The sequence below is a fragment of the Porphyromonas bobii genome (genome assembly GCF_943169685.1).
Classification (GTDB): domain Bacteria; phylum Bacteroidota; class Bacteroidia; order Bacteroidales; family Porphyromonadaceae; genus Porphyromonas; species Porphyromonas pasteri.
This window is the reverse complement of the sequence record NZ_CALPBU010000002.1, coordinates 101,257-128,230: the sequence shown is the minus strand read 5'-3', so window position 1 is coordinate 128,230 and position 26,974 is coordinate 101,257. Positions and strand designations below refer to the sequence as shown.

Here is a 26,974-nt window from a genome sequence, read left to right as displayed (position 1 = left end):
GGTGAGTGTTCCACGTGGAACGTACCTCTGTTTTCTTCGCTTTCCTGCGGTGCACTTCGCTGTTTACTCGCGCGCCTTGCTGTCGATCCAGATGGTCACGGGGCCGTCGTTCGTTAGAGACACCTGCATATCGGCGCCGAAGCGACCCGTACCGATGGGGCGACCGAGTCGCTCCTCAAGGGCGCGGACAGCCTCATTGTAGAGGGGCTCGGCGACCTCGGGGCGGGCGGCACGGATGTAGGATGGGCGGTTGCCCTTCTTCGTCTCCGCCATGAGGGTGAACTGCGATACGGCGATGATGTCCCCGCCGACGTCGAGGATGCTGCGGTTCATCACCCCGTTTTCGTCGTCGAAGATACGCAGCTGTGTGGCCTTCTTCACGAGGTACTCGATGTCCTCCGCGGTGTCGTCGGGAGAGATGCCGATGAGGATGAGCATGCCGAGGCCGTGGCTCTCGGCTAGGATTGTGTTTTGGTTAGAGACGCTACCCATTTGGGTACGTTGAATGAGAAATCGCATAGGAAAGATTGTTCTTGTTGAATCTTCTTAGCCTCTTCTTCCTCTTTTTCGAGGGTTATGATTCCTTTGCTATGTGCTAAGCCTTTTAACCTTTTGAGGAAGGGACCTGTGATAAAGAATAGTATTAAGATTGCTGAGATTATTGCAAGAATTACATAACGGGTGTCTGTGAGGATTAGCCCAATTATGCAGCCAATATGTATGCAGGATGCTCCCCCAAAGATGAAGAGTAGGATTTGTCCCAACATAATGTTTATTCTCGATACAGAGTAGGTTCCTGGGTCTGTGGAGAGGAAAGAATTATCTAATCTCCATGGTGCTCCAGGCTGCATCTTGTATTCTACTCTGACTTGGAGCTCCTTCTCTATTTGACATATTCTCTTTTCATAGATTTCATACCAAGCTTTTGATCCCTTGGCCATCATAATCCAAATGGATGAGAAGATAAATCCTAAGATAGCTAGAATGCAGCAAATCACGTGGATGTGTATATCGCTAAAGTCGCTGTTTGTTAGCCATTTGTCGCGTTCTAATAGAAGCTTTTCTGTGAGATTAGCATACCCTGTGATAAGTATGACTATGAATGTGATTAAGAATATGGAGCGCTGCCAAAGATTCTGTATCTCAAACTTTCGAATCTTGTAGAATTCTTTTCTAAGTTCCTTGAGGGGAACTCTTTTATCTCCAAGGTATCTGATCTGCTTTACCTGTGTAGATGTTTCTGGCATGTCTTTGTTTAATATGATTATGAGTACTAGTTTTCGGGGTGGAAGGCGGTGTAGATGATGCGGGCCTTGGCGGGGCCGATGACGGCGGTGAGGTCGTCGAGGCTCGCGGAGGCGATGGCTTGCACGCTGCGGAAGGCCGTGAGGAGCTCGTCCTTCGTCTTCGGGCCGATACTCTTGATGTAGTCGAGGCGTGAGGAGAGCTGGCTCTTACTGCGCTTGTCACGGTGGAAGGTGATGGCGAAGCGGTGCACCTCCGCCTGGATCTGCTCGAGGAGACGGAAGGTCGGGCTGTGGTGGCGCACGGGGATCTCATCGAGGGTGTCCGTGCCGAAGAGGAGCCCTGCCGTGCGGTGGCGGTCGTCCTTCACCAGCCCCGCTACGGGGATGGCGAGGCCCAGCTCAGAGAGGGCTTCGCGTATGGCGCCTATCTGCCCCTTACCTCCGTCGGCGAGGATGAGGTCGGGGAGACCTTCGCCTCCTGCCTCTTCGCTCAGGCGGCGGTAGCGGCGTGTGACGACTTCGCGCATGGAGGCGTAGTCGTCGGGTCCTTCGACCGAACGGATGTTGAACTTCCTGTAGTCCTTCTTCGACGGGCGCCCGCGCTTGAAGACGACGCAGGCTGCTACGGGATCGGAGCCTTGGATATTCGAGTTGTCGAAGCACTCGATATGTAGGGGGAGCTTATCCAGATGCAGGAGGTCCTTCAGCTCGGTGACGATCTGCATGAGGCGCTGGTCGGGGTTGAGCCGCTCGGCACGCTTGTACTTGTCGACCTTGTACTGGCGGACGTTGCGCTCGGAGAGCTCGAGGAGCTTCTTCTTGTCGCCACGCTGGGGGATGGTGATCGTCACGCTGGCATCGTCCTGCCACCCGGGATCGAAGGGCAAGATCAGCTCCTTGGCGCGTGAGGCGAAGCGCTGGCGTAGCTCGGTGATGGCGCTGGCGAAGAGCTCCTCGCGCGTCTCGCCTTCGATGAGGCTACGGTACTCGATGGTATAGACCTGCGTGACCATCCCTTGGGTGAGGTGCATGAAGTTCACGTAGGTCGCGCCGTCTTCGTCCTCGTCGAAGCTGAAGACGTCGACATTGTGGATGTGGTGCGGGGCGACGGTGTGCTTGACCTGATAGTTCTCGAGGTACTGAAGGCGCTCCTTGTAGATCTGCGCTTCCTCGAAGCGAAGCTCCTCGCTGAGGCGAAGCATCTCCTCGCGATAGAGGTCGATGACGTCACGGAGGTTCCCACGCAGGAGGTTCGTGATCTCGCGGATGTTGTGCGCGTAGTCCTCGGCAGTCTGGTAGCCGACACAGGGCGCCTTGCACTTCTTCATGTGGTACTCGAGGCAGACCTTGTACTTGCCCTGGGCGATCTTGTGCGGGGAGAGGTCAAGGTCGCAGGTGCGGATTGGGTAGAGGTCGCGCACCATGGCTACGGCGGCGTGTGCCATACCTACGTTGGGGTACGGGCCGAAGCGCACCGAGCCATCGTGGGCGGGGCGGCGCTCGACGCGGACGCGGGGGAAGGGCTCGTGGCGGATGACGACCTCGGGATAGGTCTTGTCGTCCTTGAGAAGGATGTTGTAGCGGGGCTGATGCTCCTTGATGAGGGAGTTCTCGAGGATAAGGGCCTCAGCTTCGGAGCCCACGACGACGTACTCGATACCGCGGATCTGGCGCACCAGAAGGCGGGTCTTCGAGCTGGGTACGTCGCGCTGGAAGTAGCTACTGACGCGGCGACGCAGGTTCTTCGCCTTCCCGACGTAGATGATCGTGCCCTCCTGGCCGATGTACTTATAGCAGCCGGGGGCTTCGGGGAGCGTAGGGAGGATCTTGCGTATTTCGTCGAGCGTCATCGTGTCTTATCTGAGGGAGGTGGGGCAAAGTCGCCCCCATTACAACAAAGATACGGGAAAGATGGTGGTGGGAATGCACCATCTTTCCCGTGTATCTTATCACCTCTCTATAAGAATGGGTATGTCCAGGCTTCTACTTTCAGTTACAGAGCCTGTGGGTTTTCGTTTCTCTCTCTGGGGTAGCTACTTCCGTTGGTAGATGTACAAGGTGTAATCAAAGTCTATTATATATAGCTTATCTCCTGATATATATAGGCGTGACATCTTGGGATCAAGGCGACGAGAGGTAGTTCTCTTTTCTTGCCTGGGAATCACACTATCAGCCCATGTCATCTTGCGAGTCTTGAGGTCAAAGATTCCAGCCCAATCACCACTCATGGCGAGATATAGGTATCTCTCTTCCATTGGAGTTCCGACGAAGGTGAGACTATTCCCTTGAAGTATAGGAAGGGAGTAGAATAAAAAGCTGCCTATCCCAAGAGGATCTACATTTTGGAAGAAATAGCTTTCAATACATTCTGCTGTAGCCGTGTCAAAGATCTTAACACCGAAGCAGCTGATGGCTATGATGGCTTTGTCTGTTTCTCGCATATAGCATGTTCGCTCCCGATAAAGCTCAGGATATTTATTTGCTATATGTGCATAACAATCGGATAGTTGATGAGAGATCTCACCTGTTTCTATATTGATACCGATGATGTCTGGTAGTTGAATCCACAGCATCCCGTGTGCTATCCCGATTATCTCGTACTTTTTACTTGCTACAGCATCTAAGGAACAAGTCCAAATAACATCACCGGTGTGATCTAAGCGATGGATCTTTGTTTTACTATAGCCAAAGATCAGGCCATTCTCTTCGTAGAGGCGATATGGGACTCTTTTTGTGAGGACTTCTTTACCGTCTATAGGAGAAATGAGATTATGTCCTTCTTGATCACGTTTTCCTATGTAGGTACTTTGAGGCCCCAAGGAATAGACCTCCTTAAACACATTAAATAGCTCTCCTTCTGATAAATATATTTGGAGTTTATTCTTTCCTCTACTGCCCTTCCACCATACTCCAATATAATTCTCTATTGTTGCAATAAATTCAGGCCAAGTGCCTTGTACGATTCTGTAGGGCTTAAAATCGATATTGATTTGTACACCATTGAGAGAGAGGTAAAATTCACTTCCATCCTTCATATGGACATAGTTCCCCGTTGCTGGGTCAAGGGCAAATACATTTTGGATCTTCTTGATCTTAATGTACTCGTCCATGCCTAGGGTCGCGGGAGCAGTTTCTTTATACATACTGATCCTTATTTGATTTGTAATTCTGGGTGTTGTAGACATCTCAATGGCATCGGGGCTGATCTCTGTAGGGTGTGCCTTTGGGGTATCTATTGCTCATAGCAAATATACATAAAGTTGTCTTTGTGAGTTACAGGGGGGGGATGTGGCTATTAGGGGTAAATATAGAATCGCCTTTTCCTGCGCAAAACAAAGAGGCAAGGAGGGGTATGACGAATTTCTATGGGGCGGTAGAATCCAGGTTTGCGGAGGAGGTGATGCAAACGAATACTCGTTCGTGGTGTGAACCTATATAGCTTCGTCGTCGGAGCAATATAGGTCAGCCCGCCGACCAATATAGGTCGATTTATCACCCTGCGGTAGGGTGGTGGCGCAAGCGGTGTCTATCATAGATAGAGCTATAGCGAAAGGCTGTCACGACAAGAAGAGGAGAAGGATATGCGAACCAGTACTGGTCGCCGACGTGACCAGTACTGGTAACTGATATCAACCAGTACTACTTCGCGCTGCGACCAGTACTGGTCAGACGAGTGACCAGTACTGGTTACTTTCCCCTCCTTGTGTGGGTGTGCGGTATGGGATTGTAATACAGAGTGTTGTGTTGTGCTCGCTTGGAGTGCCTTTCCCAGCTGAGAAAAAGAAATCTCCCCGAGGAGCGGGATTGTCGGCTTGGTGTGAGGTGGAGGCTACTCCAGCTCGATGGGATTGAAGGGGATCGTCCAAGAGAGTGTTTCGCCAGCCGTCAGGAACTTCCCCTGCGCATCCCGTGGATATACCCGCTGGCCATTGGCCTCAAAGGTCTGAATCGGATGCTTGTGTAGCCGCTGATAGTAGTCTCTGAACTGTGCGCGACTGACCGACTTCACCAAGCGAATCTTCCACTCCACGATGTCCGCACTACGCTGACATAGGGCGTCGAGTACGAAGTGATGCGTTCCATCCATGCTGTGCAGCTCGAGGATCAGCCCAGGGAGGCCGCCAAAGAAGTTCGGGCCAGCGGAGATCGGGATGCTGGGAGTAAACCAAGCTTCGTAGCTTCTCCCGCGGAACTGGCACGTGGCACGCTGTGCCTCGTAGTCCGAGATGACCTTCTTCTCACCTGTCAGCGTCCATGAGAACGTCGGGGTGTCGGTGTACTTCAGCGTGGGGCCTGAGAGAGGCGTCCTGTAGTAGACCTGCGTCGTGCCATTGGTCAGATCGCGGTAGTAGCAGAAGGGAGACAGACCGCCTTCGGGGGTCTGCATCGTACCGTTGGGGTTGGTGATCTGTGTCAAGAGGGAGTCTGCCTGCCAGAGTCTGTAGCTGTAGGACTTGACAAGCGCCTTGCCCAGCTCCACGCGGATGATGTCTTCTTGGAAGTCTTTACTCTCGGCAGGTGTCTTGTGGCGGTAGGTGTAGTCCACGAAGTACTCGGACTTCCCGAGGATCTTCCCTGCTTGCAGGCGCATCGGTATAGCAGGGAGCTGTGCGAGCAGGCCGAGGGGGCTGATGCTCACGAAGGTGAGTAAGAGGAGAAAGAGGTTTCGCATAAGGCAGTCTGATATGATGTGTCATCCCATCAGCTACTCCAGCTCGATGGGGTTGTAGTAGAAGGTCGGGTTTTTGATTTGGATGCCTGCGCGAGGGAAAGATGTCGTGAGCGTCTGCACGATATCGGCATGCATGCGCCTACATAGATCACGGACTTGGCTCCGATCTGTGCGCTTGTAGTTGTCTTTATACTTGACGATGGGCAAGGCCTTGGGGAGCTGTGAGATGCTTGTTGCCTCGAAGATGTACTCCCTCTTGGCATCATAAGCCTCTAAGATCAGTCCAGGAGAGCCACCCAAGAGCCACGGGCCATTAGAGATGGGGATATCCGTCGCTACCCAAGCGGTATAGTCACGGCCTCGGAAGCGCGCTGTCGCCTTCTGGCAAGAATAGCCGAGTACGTCCTTGCGCTCATTGGTGAGTGTCCATGACTGGGGGTGTAGCTCATCAGAGTAGATGAGGGTATATCGGTAGGAGTAGATGAAGAGCCTAAAGGTAAGCTCGCTATAGGGCTTGGTGCCGCTCAGGTACTTATAGACCTCCATACCTCCCATTCCCCGCGCCTCGATACCAGGTCCAGCCTCTTGGCTCTCTGCTGCGATAAGCTCCTGCTGGTTGTCCAGGACGCAGACGTGTCCGAACTTCGAGATCTTCCGCCCGACGAGGAGGTACATCTCGTTCGTCACCTTGTCGTGCTTCTTCGGGTCAAGGAGGCAGGTCGTCTTGTAGTCAATGCGATAGTTCGCTGAGTCCAGGACGGTGTATTTCCTGATATCGAAGGGGTGTATACTGCCGATGGGACTCTGAGCACGGGAGGTCAGACAGATGCAGAGTAAGAGTAAGGAGAATGCGAAGGACTTCATGGAGATGTGACCGTTAGAAGAGTTTGAAGTGCGCCTTCAGCATGATCGTCGAAGTGCTCCATCTATGTTGTGTAGCTCGAGTATCAGCCCAAAGAGGCCGCCAAAGAAGTTCAGGCCAGCGGAGATCGGGATGCTGGGAGTAAACCAAGCTTCGTATCTTCTCCCGCGGAACTGCCACGTGGCACGCTGTGCCTCGTAGCCAGAGATGACCTTCTTCCCACCCGTTAGCGTCCATAAGAACGTCGGGGTGTCGGTGTACTTCAGCGTGGGGCCTGAGAGAGGCGTCCTGTAGGAGACCTGCGTCGTGCCATTGGTCAGATCGCGGTAGTAGCATAAGGGAGATAGAGAGGGTTTATTCCAGCTCAATAGGATTGTAGGGGAACGAAACGTTATCTTCATCTCCATCTCGAAACATCACCATCCCATTGGTCACTATGCGCATATACGTTTTGGGCTTCTTGTGCATTCTCTCTACATACTTGCGTATGTCCTTTCGATTATTCTCTTGATACTTCCAGTCCCATAGATGTATGCCTTCTTTGACCGATCTGATGCCTATGGCTCTGAAGATGTAATCTTGCTTCGCATCCTCTACTTTCAGGATTAGTCCTGGAAGCCCTCCAAATTTCCATGGTCCGACCGAGAGTGGAATATTCATTGTAAAGAGGGCTCTATAGTCTCGCCCCCTGAAACTCATTTGTGCCTCTGAGCAGGGGTAGCTGAGTACAGTAGAGTCTCTAGCGGATGTGACCCAATTAAACTTCGGAGTAGGTTCCTTATATTTCAGAGGTGGGCCAGGCTCAAAACTGCGATAGACTGCTGTAATTTGTCCCGTCTCCAAGTTGCAATAGGTATCCTCAGGAAAGGTGAGAAAGTATACGCTTGGGGCATTTTGACCAAGTTTAAACAAACTATCTTTCTGTAGCCTCATTCGTTTTAATCTGGGTTATAGGTCTGGGTATACTTTTTCCCAATGAGTAGGCTGATCGTGTCTGTTATTATTCTTTTTCCCCAGCGCATCTGGACTTGGTATAGCACCTCATACGAAGCCGTATCCAAAACTTTTGAAGCCGATAACGGCTCGTAGCAGGTCGCCCACTGTGCAGGAAGATTGTCGAGGCATAGTAGCAGGACAGACATTACAATTGCGATTCTTTTGATGGTCATAATAGTATCATAAGGGAGATAGAGAGGGTTTATTCCAACTCAATAGGATTATAGGGGCAAGTGTAATTTGCTCCAAGAGGGCCATTGGGTGTGAATACCTGGGGGGCTCCTATCGACCTAAGGAACTGAGTTGGTTTACGGAACATACGCGCAATGGTCTGGTTAGCCTTTTCCCTTGTGGTATCTGTATAAGGCCAATTCCAGAGCTTTATGAAGGTCGTCCTGTGTAAAATCTCATCTGCTGTATACTTTACTTCACCTGTATCATCATAGACCTCAAGGATAAGGCCGGGGAGAGAAGAGAACTTCCAAGGACCAGCAGAAAGAGGCAGTGCGAGTGTAAACCAAGCACTATAGTTTCGTCCTCGGAATCGACAGGTAGCTAGTTGGCAAGAATAGCCTAGGATAGTCTTCTTTTCACTAGACAATTCCCACTTAATCTGAGGTAAGGGTTCCTGATAGCGTAAGACTGGACCATCAGAGAACATCCTATATACCGTGGTCACAGATTTATCCTCTAGGCAGGTATATATATCCTCCCTTTGCGTATAGTTAGAATATGTAGGTAGCACTCGTGCCCCCTTTTTTAGCATGATGGTAGCGACAGAGTCTGTCTGGTATAGGTTCTCACTATAGGATTTGGTGTACCTATCTCCAATCTGGAGTGTTACGACATCTTCGTCTGCCACTTCCTGCTGTGTGGAAGCTTTTGATATGTACCTATATCTGACAAGATATCGCGCTGTGTCTAGAGTCCTGTATCTAGCTAGAGAGCGAGCTGTGGTGAAGATACAATCTCGCTGTGCCAACAGAGCTGATGTGGATACAAGAAATAGAATAGCAATGAATACTAGCCGTTTCATAGTACTTATACTTTAAAAAGAGGGTATTAAGCAAGCTCTCACAAGTAAAGAGTACTCAATACCCTCTCTCATTTGAAAGCTAATGTTTGCGCTTACTGCTATCGGTTTGATTGCTTGAGGTTATTCGGAGGATTAGAAGAGCTTGAGTCGCGCCTTCAGCATGATCGCCGAAGGGCGGATATCGTAGTAGCTGTGCGAGGCGACGAGGTCGGAGAGCGTCCCCGAGCTGTAGAGGCGCGCACCGAGGATATTCGTCCAGTCGAGGGTAAGGCGCACCTTCTTCCACGTGTAGGCGAGTCCAAGGTCGGCGAGTGTGAAGTGCCGTCCCTCAGTCACTGCATCGTTGTAGTAGTGCTCGGCGGTGAGCTTGATAGCGACATCCTCGAGGACATTCACGTGCGAGATGACCTTGTGGCTGAGGCTCTGTATGGGTGTGAGCCAGCTCCTATTCTCCAGGCGACTGCGGTGCAGGCCCCATGCGACGTTGTACTCCATCGTGAGCCATGATAGCGGCTTGAGGGAGCACCTCCCGCTGGCGCTGGCCCACTGACTCGTATAGCCGAGGAGCTTGCCCTCGAGATAGCTCTTACCCTCGCTCTGGCCGAGGGCTGCATCCCCAGAGACCGAGAGGGAGATCCAGTCATAGCCTTTGCTGAAGCGTGCATTGGCCGAATAGCTCTGCCCCGAGTGCGGCAGGGGAAGGCGCTCTATGACGGTGAGTGGGGGCTCGATCTTCAGCGAAGAGATGGCTTCACTGCGGTGATGGCTGTAGCTGACCCCCGCGCTGAGGAAGAGCATCGAGAAGATATCCTTGTAGCTGAGTGTGAGCCCTGTGCTGGCCGTGCGCGAGCTGAACTGACGCATCTCGTGGCGCGTCAGGCTGCGGTAGCTCTGCATGATATACCCTGCGTAGAGCGAGCTGAGGGTGGGCTGTGTGAGGGCTATCGAGCCATTCAGCTTGAGCGTGAAGTCCGAGGCGAACTTATAGCTCACCCAGCCCCGCGGCTCGAAGTACAGCTTCCCCTCCGAGAGCCTTTCGCTTGGGCGGAAGCCGTCCTGCATCAGTGTGTGGTAGTAGAAGAGCGGGAGTACGGCGTCGAGGCTGAAGACCTCGGACTTGTAGCTCAGCTCATGACCCAGCCCAGCACCAAGGCGAGTGAAGCTGATCCCGTTGTGCATATCCCGCGAGGGGAGTGGCTGATAGGTACCCGTGAGGCTCGTCGCTCCCAGCTCGGTATCCAGCGCCTGATGCTGGGCTTGGAGGAAGAGCCGTGGGCTGATGTGTAGCCCCCCGATATGCCATGCGGAGAGCAGGGCAAGCTCGGCGAAGCTGAGGAAGGCGCGGTGCCGTACGTCTTGCGTGAGCTCGGCATAGGGCGATCCGCTATTGATGCGGGGGGCATAGAGCCCAGGCTGGATGCTTAGACGGTGCGGGGAGGTCGCTACGGCATTGCGCCAGAGGATCTCACCGCCCTTGCCATCTGCCTTCGTCCGCACCCAGTGTGAGGTGTTGGTCGCTGAGAGGTAGCGCTGGCGCATCTGCTGTGTGAGGTCCTCTCCCGCTGAGACGATGCCGTGCTCTTGCTCCCACGAGGCCTTGAGCTCAAGGAGGTTATTGAAGTAGAGCTGCTCCTTATTGATGTTGTAGCGTAGCTCGCCCTCGAGCTGGTCGATCGTACCGCGATTGCGCAGGTCTTCGCTGAAGACCTTCGTGCCCTCGGGTAGGAAGTAAGTCGTCTGCGAGGCACCATGTGTGCGCTCTCGGTCGTGGAAGAAGATGAGGTTGGCGTTCAGCTCCGCTTCATTCTTCAGCTTGTAGAGGTTGTTGGAGGAGAAGGCGTGCGTGTCGTTGTCATAGTAGCGAGGGCGAGAGATGCGGGGCTCGTCGGGCTGCTGTAGTGAGGTCATCGTGAGGCTGGGGAGGGGAGAGTCCGCGGTGAAGGAGCGCAACTCGCGGCGTATGTCCTCCCCGTTATCATTGCTCTTGGCAGTCAAGACGTGCTGTCGCAGCTTGGAGAAGTATAGCCCGATCAGCTCTTCGCTGCGCCTCACCCTACCGTCATAGCCGAGGCCGAGCTGTGCCGTCATGCTGAAGGTGCCCTTGACTTCGTCCTTCAGCTTGAGGTTGATGGCGGCATCGCTGCTGGGCAGGGTCTTCTCGAGCGCCTTGACGGGCTGGTGGTTCTCGAGGACCTGCACGGTGGCGACGTCTTTGGCCGATATGTTGTTCGTCGCGATGCCGTAGCGCCCTTGCAGGGCATCCAGCCCCTCGATGTAGAACTTATTGATCGGTTTCCCTTGGTACTTGATGAGGCCGTCCACCGAGACCTCTATATTCGGGAGCTTACGCAGGACGTCGGCGATGACTACATCATTCTTCCCGATGAAGGCGCCGACGGAGTAATTGACCGTGTCCTTCTTCCCCCAGATCTTACGAGCCTTCACCTGTACCTCTCTTAGGAGGGTGCGTGACTCTTTGACTCGGAAGTCGCAGGTCTGGCTGACGTTCTCCACGCGGCGGTCCATGCGCTCGATCTCCATGCTCGCTACGCTGATGAGGAGCTGGGGCTGCGTGCTGCTGACGCTTAGGCGGTAGCTGCCGAGGGCATCGGTGAAGGTGTAGGCTAAGATCGTGCTGTCCGTCGGCACTAAGGCCAGCACGCGGGCGTACTCTACGGGCGTCCCTTGGAGGGTGCGTACGTGCCCCGTGATGATACTCTGTCCGTAGGAGGATGACAGAGAGAGTAGGAGGGCGAGGAGGAAGAGGATGCGTCGCTTCATGATAGCGCTGGTAGTAAGGTGAGTGAAGGGCGGGGTGCTACTCTGCCTCCAGCCATAGCCAAGGGAAGGAGAAGTCTCGATTCTTATTGGTATTCCCTATGTAAATGTTGATGCCAAGCGACTGCTCGCAGAAGAGGATCGGCTGCTTGTGCATGCGTAGGATGGTCGCGCGTAGCTTCTCACGCGTAGACTTGGTGTGCGGGTAGGTCCAGAAGCGGATCGGTGTGCTCTTATTATCAACGCCTATGCAGGTGAAGACAAAGTATGCCTCCGTATCTTGTACCGCCAGGATGAGCCCCGGCAGTCCGCAGAACTTCCACGGGCCGTCAGAGAGGGGAATGTCTGAGGTGAACCAAGCGATGTACTTCCTCCCACGGAATTCCCCGAGGGCTTTCTGACACGTGTAGCCGAGGATCTTCGTAGTCTCCGACTGGATCTGCCACTTGAAGTCGGGCAATGCCTCGGTATATTGCCCGTAGCCCGCGCTGAGGAAGAGGCGGTAGGAGGTCGTCAGTACACCTGGCTTGGGGTAGCCCTTGAAGACATCTTCGGGGAAGGTAATACCACTAAAGTCATCGACCGTCTCCGCGCCCTGCTTTATCTCGGCATCCGCTTTCTCGCGGGCTTTTAGGATATCACGGCTATAGGTCGCAGAGATACGCTTGCCGATGAGTAGCGTCTGCGTGTCCTTATAGGCGATGTGGCTATACTTAGGTTTGGGATTGAGCTTGGCTGCGATCTGATAGGTGATCTCATACTTGGCAGTATCGACTACTTGGTACTTATCCGATGGCCCGTAGGAGGTCGGGAATTTGAACATCTGGGCGGACAGCGTCAAGGCTTGCATTGATAAGCACAGCAGGAAGGCTTTTACGAGTCTCATAGTTTCCGATGGGGTTGGGTGATCGTGGGTTAGCGTGGTATGGTGCGGCCCTCGTCGTGGCGCACCTTAGGCGTTTGTCGCGTGGTGTATTGTCTTTGAGGTATGAGGGTGTGAGGCCCTTCGTGCGGCAGGGGAGGCGGGTGATGCGTTAGGTAAAGCCTCTCGAGCCGAAGGATCGCTCGGACTCAGTTATCTACCACAAACTTAGTAAAAAAACACCACTGCAAATGCGCAAAGAAAGAGCCCCCTGACGCACGGCTATCCGCATACGTCAGGGGGCTTGCTGGCTATACTTGTGGGAGGGGGGGTATGCGAACCAGTACTGGTCGCCGACGTGACCAGTACTGGTAACAGATATCAACCACTACTACTTCGCGCTGCGACCAGTACTGGTCAGACGAGTGACCAGTACTGGTTACTTTCCCCTCCTTGTACAGGTGTGCGGTATAGAGCTGTAGTACAGCATGTTGTGATGTATTCGCTTGGGGCACCTTTCCCCTGCTGAGAAAAAGAAGTCTCCCCGAGGAGCGGGAGGCGCATCCTCGGGGAGATCCTAATACACAAGTAAGAAGTGAGCCTATCAGAGGGCTACTTCGTGGGGCGGGGGCGAATGACGCTCAAGAGGCTGACGTCAGAGGCGTAATGGAGGTCGAAGGTGCGTAGCTCCTTCACGCTCTCGCTGGGGCTCGTGGGGAGCTGGAGCAGGAGGAGCTTCGTCAGGTCGTGCAGGAGGGGACCCGAGCGGCCTTGGTCGAGGTACGACACCAGCACCACATTCAGGTAGGGATGATAGCCGACTTGCATCTTGAAGCCCTGACGGTTGTTCGCCTCGGTACGCCCTGCGATGGTGTAGAGGAGCTGTGAGGTGAGGCCCTGTACTTCACTTGCGGGACGGCTGGTGTCAATGGTGGCGGTGTAGACACTGCGCTCCTTGGCCTCGGCGCCGTTGAGATTGGGCGTGCCACCCGAGTAATAGATACGGTGCGTGGCGGGGTCGATGGTGACGCTGCGGCCGATGGGTTCGCTGAGCGTGAAGACAGCGAGGACCTTCCCCGTGGCGAGGTCGAAGAGGTAATAACGGTTCGCCGTGTCACGCAGGACGACCTGAGCGCCCATACGGAAGATGTCCTTGATCTGTGCTCCCGAGAGGGCAATGGGTACCTTGCGTGCGGCGGTGCTTCCCTTGTCGAAGGCGAAGGCCGCGGACTCATAGCGCACGAAGAAGTAGCCCTTATCGCCCCAAGCAGCTGCCCCTGTAGGATAACCGAAGATCCCCGTGAGGGCGGTCATCTTCCCCGTCTCGGGGTCGAGGCGGTAGAAGTGCTTCTTGTCGAAGGAGAGGTAAGTCGTGCCGTCGTCGAAGGTGAAGGAGTGGCGCACCCATTCATCGCCGTCGGGCTGGGTGATACGTAGGTTCTTCGTGAGGCGCATCGTCTTGCGGTCGAAGAGGAGGAGGCGTGAGGCGTGCTCGCTGTCGTCGGTGAAGTCGTACTTCGCCATATAGGCCAGATAGTCGCCCGCTTCGCTCAGCGTGCCTTCGCAGAGGTAGCCCTGGCCGTCGTACTCCTTATTAAGCGGGGTGGCCTTGTCGGAGAAGACGGGGAGGAGGGTCTTCGCCTCACGGTCGAGGAGGCTGAGGCTGGAGGCCACGCCCACGCCATCGGGCTGGCTCGTCAGGACAGCGGCAAGGCCTTGGTTGAAGATCAGGGTATAGCCCTCATAGTCCTTGTAGGCGGGCGGTGTGGGCTCTGGTGTCGGTGTGGGTACAGGCGTTGGTGTCGGCGTCGGCTGGGGGAGGGGCGTAGGCTTATCACCGCAGGCCGTGAGGAGGCTGAGGGCAAGGGCTACGCTGTAGATGCGGTAGTTCATAGTCGGCGTGTATCTAAGGGTCGGGGAGGAAGAAAGGCGAGGTAGCCACGGGTGTGGTACTGCCTCGCCTTTGCCTATAGGGGGATTATTTCAGTTCCTTGACGGTGAAGTTCTTCCACTTACCGTCGGTGATCTGATAGCTTGCCTTATTTGCAGGGGTCACGTAGAGGACGGGGTCCTTCATCTGACCAAAGGCTACGCTACCATCGTGGAAAGGGTCATCATCGCTGTAGGGGGTGAAGTCTACCTCGGGCATAGCACCAAGGAGGACAGCGACACCAGAGTTCTTGTAATTGCCGTGGAATGCTCCGCGACCGATCTTCTTCACAGCTGGTAGGCTGATGTAGGTGATCTTGAGACCATTGCCACTGATGTTGGAGCCACCATTGAAGCAGATATGTCCGATCTCCTCGAGGTGGGGGAAGTTCACAGCCGTCAGCGAAGCGTTGTCGGTGAAGACTGCTTCGCCGAGCTTCTTCAGCTTGGGCAGGTGAGCGAAGTTGAGGCTACCCGTCTGCTGGAAGGCGAAGCTACCTACCTCTGTCACCCCTTCGGCGTAGATCGCCTTGAAGTTCTGGAATCGCTGCGTGAAGACGCCATTGTCGATACGTGTGATGCTCGAGGGGAGGACGAGGACACCATTGCGGCCCTGACCAGCGAGGTAGCTCTGACCAGCGCTCGTGATGTCCGTCAGCACGCCGCCCTTGACCTTGAAGTACTTGCTGTCGAGGCTCTTGGGGATGGTGATACCGTCGAGCTTGGCGAAGTGGTGGCGTGCGATGAACTCGAAGTACTGCAGGAAGTTCGGGCTCTTGCTCTCATCGAAGACGAGGACCTTCTCCTCGGGTGTGCCCCAGAAGGCATCTTCAGCCGTGCCGTAGGTCTTGTCGGTCTCATCGATAGCCAGCGGTGGACGCTGTGCACCACCGAAGTCAACGGTCATAAGAGCGGAGCAGTTCTTGAAGGCTGCCTTACCGATCTTCTTCACACCAGGGGCGTGGATAGCCGTGAGCTTCGTATTGTCGAGGAAGACGCCATCTGCGATCTCCGTGACGGTAGCCTCGAGGGTGACGACACCATCTGCGGGGGTCTTGTCAATAGGATAGGTGACAAGTACGCCATCCTTGATCTCAATCTCGGTGCCAGGGATGGGCGCACCATTGATGGTCTTGAAGTGGTGCTTCTTCGCGAAGGCGGCGAAGTCAACGACCTTGTCTGCAGGGACGACGAGGTTCTTCTCTTCGGACGTGCCTTCGAAGGCATCATCGCTTGTCGTGGGGACGGTAGCACCGAGCTCGAGGCTGGTGAGTGCCGAGCCCTTGAAGGCAGCATCACCGATCTTCGTGAGCTTGGGGGCCTTGACGGTCTTCAGCGTCTTGTAGCCCTCGAAGACCTTGGCAGAGATCTCGGTGACTTCGGGGAGGGAGACGAGGCCCGTAGCAGCGATCTCCTTCTCGGGATAGGCTGAGAGGACGCCGCTCTTGATCGTGATACCGCTCTGAGGTACGACGGGCGTGTCGGTCTTGCTACATGAGGCGAGACCCAGAGTGAGGGTTAAGGCAAGGGGGAGAAACTTCTTAATCATAGTTGTGGGTTGGGGTGAAATATAGAGGCACGCCCGCCCTCGTGCTGCGAGAGCTAAGGGCGGGTGTGCGGGAGGAGTTACTTAGGCTCATTAGAGAAGCCGTAGCCAGCCTGCTGAGGCAGGAGGAGCTGCAGCGTCTTGGGATAAGCGAGGTATTCAGCGGGGATCTTGCCCGTGAGCTTATTGCCTGAGAGGACGAACATCGTGTAGCCGTAGTCGGGCAGGCCATGCAGGCCAGCGTACTTAGCTGCATCGGGCAGATAGCGCTTGATGCGTGCGGGGATCGTGCCCGTGAGGTCGTTGTCGCTCAGGTCTACCGAGATGAGCAGGCTCTGCTGTGCGCCACCGAGGTCCGTGGGGATCGTGCCTGAGAGCTTGTTGCCCTTGAGGTCGATGACGTAGATACCCGTGAGGTGTGCGAGCTCAGCAGGGATAGTGCCCGTGAGCTGGTTGCCTGCGAGGTTGAGCTGCTGGAGCGTCTTCAGTGCACCGAGAGAGGTGGGGATAGCGCCCGTGAGCTTGTTGCCCGAGATGTGGATCTCGCGGATGCTCTTCAGCGAGCCGAGGGAAGCGGGGAGGCTTCCCGAGAACTCATTGAGGCCTGCGGAGAGGAACTCGAGCTGAGCGAGTGCGCCGAGAGAGGCAGGGAGCTCACCTGAGAAGTGACAGCCATAGAGGGAGAGGTACTTAGCGCTCTTCAGTGCGCCGATCTCCGTGGGGAGCGTACCCGTGAAGCCCTGGAAGGAGAGGTCGATATAGCGTGCCTTCGTCAGCTGACCGATCTCGCGGGGGAGTGAGCCCGTGAGGGTCTTCCCGTTGGGGCGGTGCTCCTTGGCGGTAGCAGGATCACCATTCCACCACATGCTGAGGTCGTAGCGGCTATTGCTGAGGTCGAGGGTATCGAGCTCGGTGAGCTTGCCGATGGCGGGAGATACCTCGCCCGTCAGGCTCGTGAAGCGCAGACGCAGCGAGCGCAGGTGGGTCAGCTGATAGAGCTCGGCGGGGATGGTACCCGTGAGCTCGCGGTTGTACTGCAGCTGGAGCGAACGCAGAGCGGTGAGCTGTCCGATGCTCTTAGGCAGGGTGCCACGGAGCTTGTTGCCGCCGAGGTAGAGGGCGGTGACACGAGGTGCGCCTGCGACGTCGCTTACCTGGACGCCTGCCCAAGTAGCTACGGGGCGAGAGCTATTCCAGTTGTTGGAGTGCGACCAGCCCATCCCGTCGAGGCTCTTGTAGAGGTCTACAAGGGCGAGGCTGTCGGTCTGGATCGACCCCGTGATCGTCTCGCCTGCGGGGAGCTCCGTAGCGCGAGCGCTGGTGTTGCCAGCGGGCTGAGGCGCATCCTTCTGCTCCTTGCCGCAGCTGGTGACGACTCCACCGAGGGCAATAAGCGCGAGGGTAGAGAGGAGAGTTTTCTTCATTTTCAAGTGAATATTAAGTGAACTAATTAGGATAAATCATCGGTTGGCCCCAGTGCGGTTGGCCGCATTAGGGATGAAGAAGAAGCCTGCGGGGAAGGAATTTACCTTCTCCTTCAGAAGGAGCTTCGTGCCGTCGGCCTTGAGGACCATCGTCACGTTCTTCTTGTTGTAGGTGCTGAAGTCCTCGAAGGCTGCGTAGTAGAGTTCGCCCGTAGCAGGATCGACGCCGAGGCTGTTGTAGTACATATTAGCGGACGTACCTACGCCATCGATCGTCTTGACATCGATGACCTGAGAGGTCTTATTCGTAGCGAAGTCGTGGCAGTAGATGACGGAGCTTTGGCCCGTGAAGTAGAGCTTGTCGCCGTGAGCGAAGAAGGCGGAGGTGGCAGACCAACCCGAGGAGATGGACTTGTCGAGGACGTGTGTGTCGAGGGCGACGAAGTTGTCAGGGGTGGGGTCTACCTTGAGGATCGCATTGGGGCTCGTCGTAGATACCCAGAGCTTACCATCGTGGCTGACGGCGATACCCGAGGGCTTGGCGGGTGAGAGGTCCAGCTCACGGACGACCTGAGTACCCTGGATCATCAGCACCTTGCTGTCGGAGGTGAGGGCGAAGAGGCGCTCACCGATCTGTGCCATACGCAGCTTCTTGGCCTTGCTCGTACCTGGGATGGAGACGAAGCCGCCATCAGCCGTGCCGCGGTAGATCCCATTGCGGTCGGTGCGCAGGTAGATCTGGTCGCGCAGGACAGCGATATGCGTAGGCCACTGCTGTGCGAGGGTCTCGTCGTTGTAGACCTTGACCTTCTCGAGGGAGTTGCTACGGGCGATAGTTAGCAGGCCTTCACCGCCGTTCTTGGGGCCGTTCTGCGAGATGATATAGATCTGGTCATTCCCGAAGGCGAGGTCTTGGCAGACATTCCCGAGCTTCGTGCCATTGATGTGGAAGTAAGCCTGATCGATGACGAGCTTCTTGGAGGGGTGGATGTAGGTCAGTGAGCCCGTCCCATTGCCGAAGTTCCCTTCGTTGAGGAGGAAGGCGCCTTCGGAGAAGCGGGGAGCGACGGTGTAGGTGTGCTTAGCGCTCTTGCCGTCGACAGTGAGCGTGACTTCATACTTACCTGGGTGAGCGGTGGTGAAGTCGAAGGTAGCACCTTCGGCAGCCTTCGCGCCGTTCACTGCCCATACGGCTTTGGCAGCAGCGTCCTTCGCTACACCAGCGACGCTCAGGTGAGCGGTGTCGAGCTGGTAGAACTCTAAGGTGCTTGCCACTCCGTCGATCGTCAGACCTGAGGGAGGATTAGGGCTTGGTGTGGGATCGTCCTTCTTACAGGAGGCGAGGCCAGCGATGAGAGCGAGGCTGGCGATGAGGATCTTCTTGTACATAGTGGAGGAGGTTAGTGAAGTTAGTTAGGGATGTCTTCCTTGAGGACGTGGAGGTCATTGACGCCTGAGATCTCGGTGGAGCATTCGCCGAGCCAGCCGTTCTCCTGATTTACGCCCGTGTATATCTTGATGAAGTCGACACCAGGGAGGTGGACCTTACGGCCCTTCTTGTCTACTGCCCAGTCGATGTCGATGGCGGAGTCCTTGCGGTCGTTCAGCTCGTTGTCGGCATAGCCGTAGCGGAACTTATACAGCACATAGTACGTGCCGACGCCGCTCTGGTCTTGGGAGTTCTGTGGGAGGCGCGTACCGCGGAAGGTGAGCTTGTCGCCCTTGACCCACTGCGGGAAGTAGGGCTGTGCGTGCCACTGGTTCTTGACCTTGTAGCCGGAGTTGCCCTTGTTGTCCTCCCAGCGTATGTAGGTGCCCCAGCCGTCCTTGGACTCGGGCTCCTGGGCGGGGCGGTGGTAGGTCATCTCGAAGTCGCGGTAGAAGTTGAGGTCTGCACCAGGGACCTTCGTCTTGACGAGGGTATACCAAGGCTCCTTGGTGTGGTCGACGTGGGCGCTCCCCTCGATCTCGTACCACTCGTCTTCGTCGGGGAGGCCATTGCGGTTCGCATCGTAGGCGACCATGATGATACCAGGCTCACAGCTCCCGCCCTCATAGGCCTCCTTGTTGTCGTTGCCGAAGAAGGCATTGCCGAGGACACGGAAGTCACGCTTGCCCGGGACGTTGAGGATCGTGTGGTCGAAGCCCACGACGATGTAGCCACCCCAGCCACCGAGGGTGACGAGGCTACGCTGGTTGTCCTTGAGGTACTCGAGGGCCTTGCGGTTCATATCCTCCTGTGTGTCACCTGCCTCATATTCGGGGAGGGTGTTGGTGAACTGACCGACAGCGGGCATATACTCAAGGACGCGGGTGACGTAGGGCGTCGCATTGGGATTGACGTCGGGCTTGGGGAAGACCGGCTGTGGCTGCGGCGTGGGGGTATCGCTCTTACATGCTGCGAAGGAGAGCGAAGCGATGAGGGCGAGCGCCGTGAAGGCGCGCTGGATATACTGAGGTCTCATTACTGTTGTGGAGTTGCGGGTTTGAGAGGCTGGAGTTCGTATCGGGTGAAGGCGAAGTGCGCGGGGATATCGCCCGTCTTGACGGTCCACTTGCGTGTACCCGTCTTGAGGTCGTAGCAGTGGAGGCGCCCTGGGGTCACGTAGTTCTTAGCGTCGGTGAGGTAGAACTCTCCCTGCTCTCTATTCACCGCGATGCCGTAGGGGATCTTGATCTCCTTCTCCGTGCCGTCCTTGATGAAGTTGCGGTCGATGACCTCTTGGCTCTTGGTGTCGATGACGGTGTAGCTGATCGTGTTCGCTCCCGTGATATAGCTCCATTCGGTGCTGTAGACGAAGAGGGAGTCACCGGCGAGCGTCATGTTGGAGCAGGAGACGTCGAGCGTCTTCGTCACCTGCTCGGTCTTGGGGTCGAAGACGAAGATCTTCGAGGGAACATTATAGTAGTCCCCACGGGAGGATACCCAGATCTTCCCGTAGTTATCCAGCTCGAGGCGGTGGAGGTTGATGGCGACATCGACCTTCTTCACCTCGGTGAAGGTCTTCAGGTCGATGACGGAGATGGTCTTGTCGTAGTTGGGTACGCGGTAGCCACCGGAGTTCGCTACGTAGAGCTTATCCCCCGAGATGACGAGCTCGTCGGGCTGATAGCCTACGGGGCACTCAGCTACGACCTGGAGGGTGGCGGTATCGACCTTCGCCACATAGCCGAGGCGTGCGTTGGGGTCGATCTGGACGGGGCCAGCGTAGGAGCTGACATAGGCGAAGCCATCCTTGAAGGTGATGTAGCGGCAGTTGGGGATGGAGATCTTGCCGATGTGCTTGGCGGTGCGTACGTCCATGACCTCGATGAGGTGGGAGACGTTGATGACGGCATAGAGGCGGTTGCCATAGATCTGTAGGTCGTTACCTACATCACCGAGCTCCTTGACGACTCCGGGATTGCGCTCCGCATAGATATTGCGGGTGTACTTACCGGTCTCGTAGTCGTAGTAGTCGAGGGTGGACTTATTGGAGCCCATGTTCGCCTCGTTGAGGAGGAAGAAGCCCTTAATCGGGCCAGCAGGTTCTGGCTTCCCCCCTTGCTCTTCGGTAGAGGGGATGATCTCATCCTCCTTGCGACAGGAGGATAGGGAGAAGGCAAAGATGCTTACCCAGAGGAGTAAGCGGGTGATGGATGAAGTCTTCATAGCTAGCTGGTGGTCATAGTGTGTATTCGATCTTGACCTTGGCGTGGGCGCCAGGCATAGGGTAGGAGCGCACGACCTCGTACTGCTGGTCGAAGATGTTACTTACTTCAGCCGTCAGGCGTAGGCTGTGGCCACGGAGAGAGAAGGGGCGGGATAGTGTAAGGTCGCTGGTATACCAGGGGCGGATATAGTTCTCGCGGATGTTGGCACTGGCATCATAGCGCTCGCCCGTGTAGATGAAGCTGTAGTTAAGCTCCCAGCCACGCCAGCCGAGGGTGACGATGGCTGATCCGCTGTGCCAAGGGATATAGGGTATCTGCCCTCCGTAGTAGCTGTCGGAGGGATCGGTGAGGTCTTGGGCCTTCTGATAGGTGTAGGTGAGACGGGTCGAGGCGGTGACGGCACCCAGCAGCCACTGCGTCTCGAGGGCAAGGTCGATACCGCGGATGCGGACGTGCCCGAGGTTGACCATCGTCCACTGGAACTGGTTCGAGGTCGGCATGGCGATGATCTTGTCATCGACATAGTTCAGATAGCCATCTGCCTGCACCTCCATACGGCGCAGAGCTCCGTGCTGGAAGGCCTTCGTGTAGACCACGCCGAGGTCGTACTGCGTGGTGTACTCGGGGCGGAGGTACTTATTCCCGATGAAGGTATAGTACAGGTCGTTGAAGGTCGGCATGCGGAAGATCCGCTTGTAGAAGCCGCGCAGGCTGAGGTCGTGCTGACTCAGGGGCTTGTAGCTGGCGATGAGGGTGGGTGTCCACTCGCTCTTCTCGGGGGCTTGGCCGTCCTTGGCCTTCGTCCAGTCGTGGACGTAGGTATGCAGGAGGCTGGCTTGTGCCTTCAGCCCGCCGTGGCTGTAGTCGGCGGCGGCAGCGGTGAGGAGCGTGAGGCGTGTGGGGTAGGCGAAGGCGTAGAGGTCGGCCGTGAGGCTATTGTACTGCACATCCGAGGCCAGTGCTACGCGCCAGTCGTCGCCGAGGCTGAGCTGATGGGCGGTGGAGAGATAGCCCTCCTGCTGGTGGTAGTGGTTGTTGACGTACATCGTCGTCACATCCAGCCGTGGGTCGGAGAGGTAGTGGAGGTAGTCGTAGGCGTACTTCGCATTCGCCAGCAGGGTGTACTGCCCGAAGGTCTTGCGCAGTGTGCCTTGCGCCATCACGTCGGTATCCCACTGACGGTCCTCGTGCTTGAACTTCCCCGGCTCTTCGCGCACGAAGGCTCCGGGGTAGCCACGCTCCGAGCGATAGAGATAAGCCTTGGCGCGCCACTCGCCTTCGTCGAGTCGTCCGAAGAGCCCCGTCTCAAGGCGTAGGGAGTGGACATCGCCATTGTGGCGAACGGACGTCGTGTCGTAGCCATCCTTCTTCTTGTAGGTGAAGCGGTAGCGCCCCGAGGTATAGAGGTATTCGCCACTCATCGAGAGGTCGAGGGTGGGGGAGAGGCGCTGCTCGTAGAGGAGGGAGGGATTGATGGTGGAGAAGGAGCCTGCCTTGAGAGCAGCCTTGAGGTTGGTCTTACGCTCGGCGGCGAAGGTGGGGCGGCGCGTCGTCATGTAGAGCGCGGCAGCCGAGGAGAAGCTCTTCGCAGGCTGGAGGATGGTGCTACGCTGACCATTATATATGGAGACGGTCTCCATGTTGTCGAGGGAGAAGCGCCCGAGGTCTATCTGCCCGTTCTGCGCATTGCCCAGCTGCAAGCCATCATAGAAGACGCCCACGTGCTGGGAACCCATACTGCGCACGTTCACCGTCTTCAGCCCCCCGATGCCGCCGTAGTCCTTGATCTGGACACCAGCGAAGTAGCGTAAGGCATCAGCTACGCTCACGGCACTAAGGCGCTGGAGGTCGCGCCCGCCCAAGACTTGTGCGGGGATGACATCCTTCGGGATCAAGCGCTCCGTGACGACTACGCCCTCGAGGACGTGGATACTGTCAATATGCCCAGCAGCCCAAGCCTTGGTCAGAGGAAGGAGCAGGAGGCACAATAGCAGGAGCGCACGCTGTCTGCTATGATGAAGTTTCATTAAGTCGGTTTCAGTTAGTAGTCAGAGGGGGAGCTTGTCATGGTAGCGTCTCTCTGATACCAGCTATTGAGTACAAAGGTAAGGCTTTTGGTGCGGTTACCCGCGGGAGTGCTACGAGGCGCGGTAGGATGCAGTCTTGCGGAGGAGGGGATACAAACCACTACTCGTCCGTGGTACAAACCAATAGTGGTACGCGTGCATATCACTACTCGTTCGGGGTGCAAACCACTATTGGTTTGTAGTAGTAACCACTACTGGTCCGCACGCTGACCAATAGTGGTTGCTTTATCGACCTGAGGTAAGGGGGGAGATAAAGTGAAGCAGTGCCCCTCGGAGCTTCTTGACAAGACGCGTTAATCGGCCAGCCCGCTGGTAGATGCGTACCTCATCGTGGGAGTGGGCGATCATTCGGTTGCCGACGATGTGCACGGAATTGATATCCCAACCACCCCAGAGGTCATGCCAAACAAACTCCTCCGTCTGCACGTCAAAGGCTGCAAGGAAGAAGATACCCGACACCCGCACCGAGACGTAGAAGATCCCTTCGTGTAGCAAGAGGCCCGTGTACTCCGCACTATACTCCTTCCCTTCGTGGGTGAACTTGTCGAGCAGTCGACAGGACAGCAGTCGTCGGTTCTCAAAGTCCATCACCGTATAGAAGCCGGAATAGATGGCATAGCCAATCCCTCCATGATGAGACATCTTCGGCAAGAACTTATCCTCCAGCGTGCCAAGCTTCTGCCCAGTCGCTATATCAATTCGATAGACCCGCTCGTAAGTCGACACCCAAAGATCGGAGTCATAGAAGTTGATGAAGTAGACCTGCCCAGGCTCTACATTACGACTATAGCTTGGCTTGCATCGATCGCTCTCTGCAAAGTCCAGCCGATAGACCTCCTCCAAGCCTTGACCATCCTTATCTCGCATGGCTACCAGCTGGCTCTGCCGTTCACAAGTGAAGAAGTGAAGACCACGGTGGCTACCCTCATAAAAGAAGGGTTCTTTAAGAGGAAACATGCCCAGATCCCGATACTCATGAGTGGAGAGATTGTACTTAATGAAGCGTTCATTTATAAGATAGACCCAGTTCTCCTCCGTCTTTAGGATATATAGATCTGCATGCAGATGAGGGATGGTCTGCTGCCATTCTCCTTCAATCGAATATATATGGGTATCCTCTTTAGAGGCTCCCTCGTACTGGATAAGCCAAAGGCCACTACGCAGATAGATCCAACTAATCAGACCCTTCTTGGAGAACTTAAGTTCTTCCCCAAGCTCCCCATCAAGGGAGTAGGGATAAAGATGGCGTTTTCCATCAGAAGTTCGAAAGCCAAGGAATACCCGATCCGCGTATGTCCTCACTAAGGAAAAGGAGTGCTTTGAGAGAGGCTGAAACATACTTATTGGTTTGTTATTTCGAAGCTGGCACCATGCTCATCAATAGAGCGGCTTCATCACGAACGAGGTGTGAGGAGCTGGTGTCTCCCTCTTCCTCTCATGCCAAGGAGTCTCTTTGTAGGCTATCATAGTCGTCTGAATAAGCTATTTCCTTTGGGGGGATGATGGGGGAGTTCGCTATCAAAGTTAGCCCTTTCGGCGAGAGTACGGCTGGGGCGCTATGGGAGGGAAGGATGCGGGCTTGCGGAAGGGGTGGTATGAACCTATATTGGTCGGCGGGCTGATCTATATAGGTCGTCATCGCGACCTATATAGCTTCGTCGTCGGACCAATATAGGTCAGCCCGCCGACCAATATAGGTCGATTTATCTCGCTGTAGTAGGGTGATGGAGCAAGCAGCGTCTATCATAGATAGAGCTGTAGCGAAAAGCTACCACGACAATACGGAGGAGGGGGGATGCGAACCAGTACTGGTCGCCGAAGTGACCAGTACTGGTAACTGATAGCAACCCGTACTGCTTCGCGCTGCGACCAGTACTGGTCAGCCGAGTGACCAGTACTGATTACTTTTCCGCCGTCGTAGGCTCCTGAGCAAGAGTACGATACGAAGCACCTCTTGCGAGTCGTAAGAAGTGGTTCATGTGAGAGGGCTATTCGTGCTGATAACGCTGTTGTAGAGATTGTTGCGTGCAAGAGGGTAGGGTGCTTCCCGTGGGTGAGGTGAGGCTTACTAAGGAAATGTAATAAGGAGATGTGGTAATGTGGGGGCGAATGCTTAACTTTGAGACAAAGGTTACAGCCTGGCTGGCTGGGACCTCACGGCAAGATACATTCATTACCTTCACTGTACTACGATTATGATCCTCGAGACCAGTTGGGAAGTCTGCAATAAGATGGGAGGGATCTATACCGTCCTCTCCTCACGTGCAGACGTGATGACCCAGCACCACCCCGCACAGGTATGCTTTATCGGGCCACTCCTCGCCGACGAAGGTGCGGCGCTGCCCCTTGACTTCATCCCCGGAGAGATCCCCGAGCTCCAAGGCTGGCTGCGAGAGGTCCTCCCGAGCCTCGGTCTGCGTGTCGTAGCAGGTCGCTGGGGTATCGAGGGTGAGCCCCCCGTACTCCTCGTGGACTTCAAGCCTCTGTGGCGGGAGAAGGATGATCTCTACTTCGAGCTGTGGAAGGCCTATGGCCTCGAGAGCGACAAGGGCTATGGGGACTATGACGAGAGCAGTCTCTTCAGTATCGCTGCCGCGCGCCTTATGGCCAGCATCGCCGCCTGGCGCATCGATGAGCGCACCATCGCTATCTTCAACGAGTGGCAGACCGCCATGGGCCTGCTCTACCTACGACAGCAAGCTCCCAGCGTCCGCACGCTCTTCATCACCCACGCTACGACCGTCGGCCGCTCTATCGCGGGGAATGACAAGGAGCTCTACACCTATATGGATGCCTACGATGGCGACCAGATGGCACGTGAGCTGGGTGTCGAAGCCAAGCACGAGGTAGAGAAGCTCGCCGCACACCAGGCCGACGTCTTCGCTACCGTCAGCAAGCTCACCGCCCGCGAAGCCAAGCAGCTCCTCGGGCGCGAACCCGTCGTCTTGCCCAATGGCTTCCACGTCGGGACCTCCCCCCTCGCTGCTCCCATGCTTTCGAAGCGCCGTAAGTCGCGCCGTCTCCTCGGTGCCGTGGCTTCGCGCCTCTACGGGCAGCACATCGATCCTGCACGCTCCTTCTTCATCTCTCTCGGCGGGCGCTATGAGTACCGCAATAAAGGGATCGACCTCTTCATCGAGTCCCTGCACCACTTCGCCGAGAGCTATACAGGTGACCGCGACATCGTGGCCTTCCTCCTCGTGCCCGCATGGCAGGCAGGCCCCCGTGCCGACCTGCAGTACCTCCTCTCACATCCGCAGGACGAGCAGGAGAGCCCCCTGCAGTACCCTATGCTCAGCCACTGGCTCTACAATACCGAGCATGACCGTGCCGTCTGCCACATCCGTCACCGTGGCCTCGACCGCACCGACCGCCGTGTGAAGGTCGTCTTCGTACCCTGCTATCTCAATGGGCTCGACGGCATCCTTGACCAGAGCTACTACGACCTCCTCGTGGGTATGGACCTGACCATCTACCCCAGCTACTACGAGCCCTGGGGCTATACGCCGCTGGAGAGTGTACGCTATGGCGTGCCTACGATCACGACGACGCTGGCGGGCTTCGGCCTGTGGGCTGAAGAAGAGCAGACGAAGAAGCCCTTCGCCTCCGCCCCTCACAAGCCTGTGCATATCGTCGAGCGCACGGATACCAACATCCCCGAGACCATCGAGGCGATCTCCCGTCTCATCGGCGAGCAGCTTGCGCTGACGCCCGACGAGCAGAAGGCCCAGCGCAAGAAAGCCTACGAGCTGGCGCGCTGTGCTGACTGGAAGCTCTTCTATCAGCACTACGAGGACGCCTACGCCCTCATGCCGTAGCCTATACCTATATATATAAGGAGCTGGGCGCGTGCGCACGCGATAGAACGCGGGGAGGGTGCT

The 26,974-nt window shown here is 56.0% G+C and carries 21 protein-coding genes; 2 read left to right on the top strand and 19 right to left on the bottom strand.

The window, feature by feature from the left end:
* Window positions 1-63: 63 nt before the first annotated feature.
* From dtd to KO088_RS03030, 19 genes are all read right to left on the bottom strand, one after another.
* Entirely contained in the window at window positions 64-519 is a 456-nt protein-coding gene (gene dtd / locus KO088_RS03115; protein WP_215493508.1) for a D-aminoacyl-tRNA deacylase, read from the bottom strand.
* Window positions 459-1,247, bottom strand: a complete 789-nt coding sequence (locus KO088_RS03110) for a RipA family octameric membrane protein (protein WP_215493506.1) — start codon at window positions 1,245-1,247, stop codon at window positions 459-461. The genes dtd and KO088_RS03110 overlap by 61 nt, the downstream gene beginning before the upstream one ends.
* 26 nt (window positions 1,248-1,273) lie before the next feature.
* Complete coding sequence (gene uvrC, locus KO088_RS03105) at window positions 1,274-3,097, bottom strand: excinuclease ABC subunit UvrC (RefSeq protein WP_215493504.1); 1,824 nt, start codon at window positions 3,095-3,097, stop codon at window positions 1,274-1,276.
* 183 nt (window positions 3,098-3,280) lie between these two features.
* Entirely contained in the window at window positions 3,281-4,390 is a 1,110-nt protein-coding gene (locus KO088_RS03100) for a hypothetical protein (protein WP_215493503.1), read from the bottom strand.
* A 686-nt stretch (window positions 4,391-5,076) separates the two neighbouring features.
* A complete protein-coding gene (locus tag KO088_RS03095; protein ID WP_215493502.1) occupies window positions 5,077-5,919 on the bottom strand; it encodes a GLPGLI family protein in 843 nt (280 codons plus the stop codon).
* Between the two features lie 33 nt (window positions 5,920-5,952).
* Window positions 5,953-6,783 carry a GLPGLI family protein gene (locus KO088_RS03090; RefSeq protein WP_215493501.1) on the bottom strand — a complete coding sequence of 277 codons (831 nt, stop codon included), beginning with the start codon at window positions 6,781-6,783 and terminating at the stop codon, window positions 5,953-5,955.
* Between the two features lie 36 nt (window positions 6,784-6,819).
* Complete coding sequence (locus KO088_RS03085) at window positions 6,820-7,149, bottom strand: GLPGLI family protein (protein ID WP_215493500.1); 330 nt, start codon at window positions 7,147-7,149, stop codon at window positions 6,820-6,822.
* Entirely contained in the window at window positions 7,136-7,714 is a 579-nt protein-coding gene (locus tag KO088_RS03080; protein WP_215493499.1) for a GLPGLI family protein, read from the bottom strand. The genes KO088_RS03085 and KO088_RS03080 overlap by 14 nt, the downstream gene beginning before the upstream one ends.
* Window positions 7,715-7,979: 265 nt before the next feature.
* Window positions 7,980-8,813, bottom strand: coding sequence for a GLPGLI family protein (locus KO088_RS08885; RefSeq protein ID WP_215493498.1), 834 nt, complete (start codon window positions 8,811-8,813; stop codon window positions 7,980-7,982).
* A 132-nt stretch (window positions 8,814-8,945) separates the two neighbouring features.
* Window positions 8,946-11,594 (bottom strand): carboxypeptidase-like regulatory domain-containing protein, encoded by a 2,649-nt coding sequence (locus tag KO088_RS03075; RefSeq protein ID WP_215493497.1) that lies wholly within the window; start codon window positions 11,592-11,594, stop codon window positions 8,946-8,948.
* A 37-nt stretch (window positions 11,595-11,631) separates the two neighbouring features.
* Window positions 11,632-12,477, bottom strand: a complete 846-nt coding sequence (locus tag KO088_RS03070; RefSeq protein ID WP_215493495.1) for a GLPGLI family protein — start codon at window positions 12,475-12,477, stop codon at window positions 11,632-11,634.
* A 588-nt stretch (window positions 12,478-13,065) separates the two neighbouring features.
* The gene (locus KO088_RS03065) at window positions 13,066-14,346 is read right to left on the bottom strand and encodes a hypothetical protein (RefSeq protein WP_215493493.1); all 1,281 of its coding nucleotides are present in this window, start codon (window positions 14,344-14,346) and stop codon (window positions 13,066-13,068) included.
* An 85-nt stretch (window positions 14,347-14,431) separates the two neighbouring features.
* Window positions 14,432-15,931, bottom strand: a complete 1,500-nt coding sequence (locus KO088_RS03060) for a leucine-rich repeat protein (protein WP_215493491.1) — start codon at window positions 15,929-15,931, stop codon at window positions 14,432-14,434.
* Window positions 15,932-16,008: 77 nt separating this feature from the next.
* Entirely contained in the window at window positions 16,009-17,352 is a 1,344-nt protein-coding gene (locus KO088_RS03055) for a leucine-rich repeat domain-containing protein (protein ID WP_215493490.1), read from the bottom strand.
* Window positions 17,353-17,388: 36 nt separating this feature from the next.
* Window positions 17,389-18,741 carry a DUF5074 domain-containing protein gene (locus KO088_RS03050; RefSeq protein WP_215493488.1) on the bottom strand — a complete coding sequence of 451 codons (1,353 nt, stop codon included), beginning with the start codon at window positions 18,739-18,741 and terminating at the stop codon, window positions 17,389-17,391.
* A 20-nt stretch (window positions 18,742-18,761) separates the two neighbouring features.
* On the bottom strand, window positions 18,762-19,817 hold the full coding sequence (locus KO088_RS03045; RefSeq protein ID WP_215493486.1) for a PKD domain-containing protein: 1,056 nt from the start codon (window positions 19,815-19,817) through the stop codon (window positions 18,762-18,764).
* The gene (locus tag KO088_RS03040) at window positions 19,817-21,004 is read right to left on the bottom strand and encodes a YncE family protein (RefSeq protein ID WP_215493484.1); all 1,188 of its coding nucleotides are present in this window, start codon (window positions 21,002-21,004) and stop codon (window positions 19,817-19,819) included. Before KO088_RS03040 ends, KO088_RS03045 begins: the two co-directional genes overlap by 1 nt.
* 13 nt (window positions 21,005-21,017) lie before the next feature.
* A complete protein-coding gene (locus KO088_RS03035) occupies window positions 21,018-23,033 on the bottom strand; it encodes a TonB-dependent receptor (RefSeq protein WP_251419761.1) in 2,016 nt (671 codons plus the stop codon).
* Window positions 23,034-23,318: 285 nt separating this feature from the next.
* The gene (locus tag KO088_RS03030) at window positions 23,319-24,050 is read right to left on the bottom strand and encodes a hypothetical protein (protein WP_215493482.1); all 732 of its coding nucleotides are present in this window, start codon (window positions 24,048-24,050) and stop codon (window positions 23,319-23,321) included.
* A 150-nt stretch (window positions 24,051-24,200) separates the two neighbouring features.
* Here KO088_RS03030 and KO088_RS03025 point away from each other — a divergent pair, with 150 nt between their 5' ends.
* Together KO088_RS03025 and KO088_RS03020 are read left to right on the top strand one after the other, a co-directional pair.
* A complete protein-coding gene (locus KO088_RS03025) occupies window positions 24,201-24,398 on the top strand; it encodes a hypothetical protein (protein WP_215493480.1) in 198 nt (65 codons plus the stop codon).
* A gap of 890 nt (window positions 24,399-25,288) precedes the next feature.
* The gene (locus KO088_RS03020; protein ID WP_215493478.1) at window positions 25,289-26,911 is read left to right on the top strand and encodes a glycogen/starch synthase; all 1,623 of its coding nucleotides are present in this window, start codon (window positions 25,289-25,291) and stop codon (window positions 26,909-26,911) included.
* Window positions 26,912-26,974 lie beyond the last annotated feature (63 nt).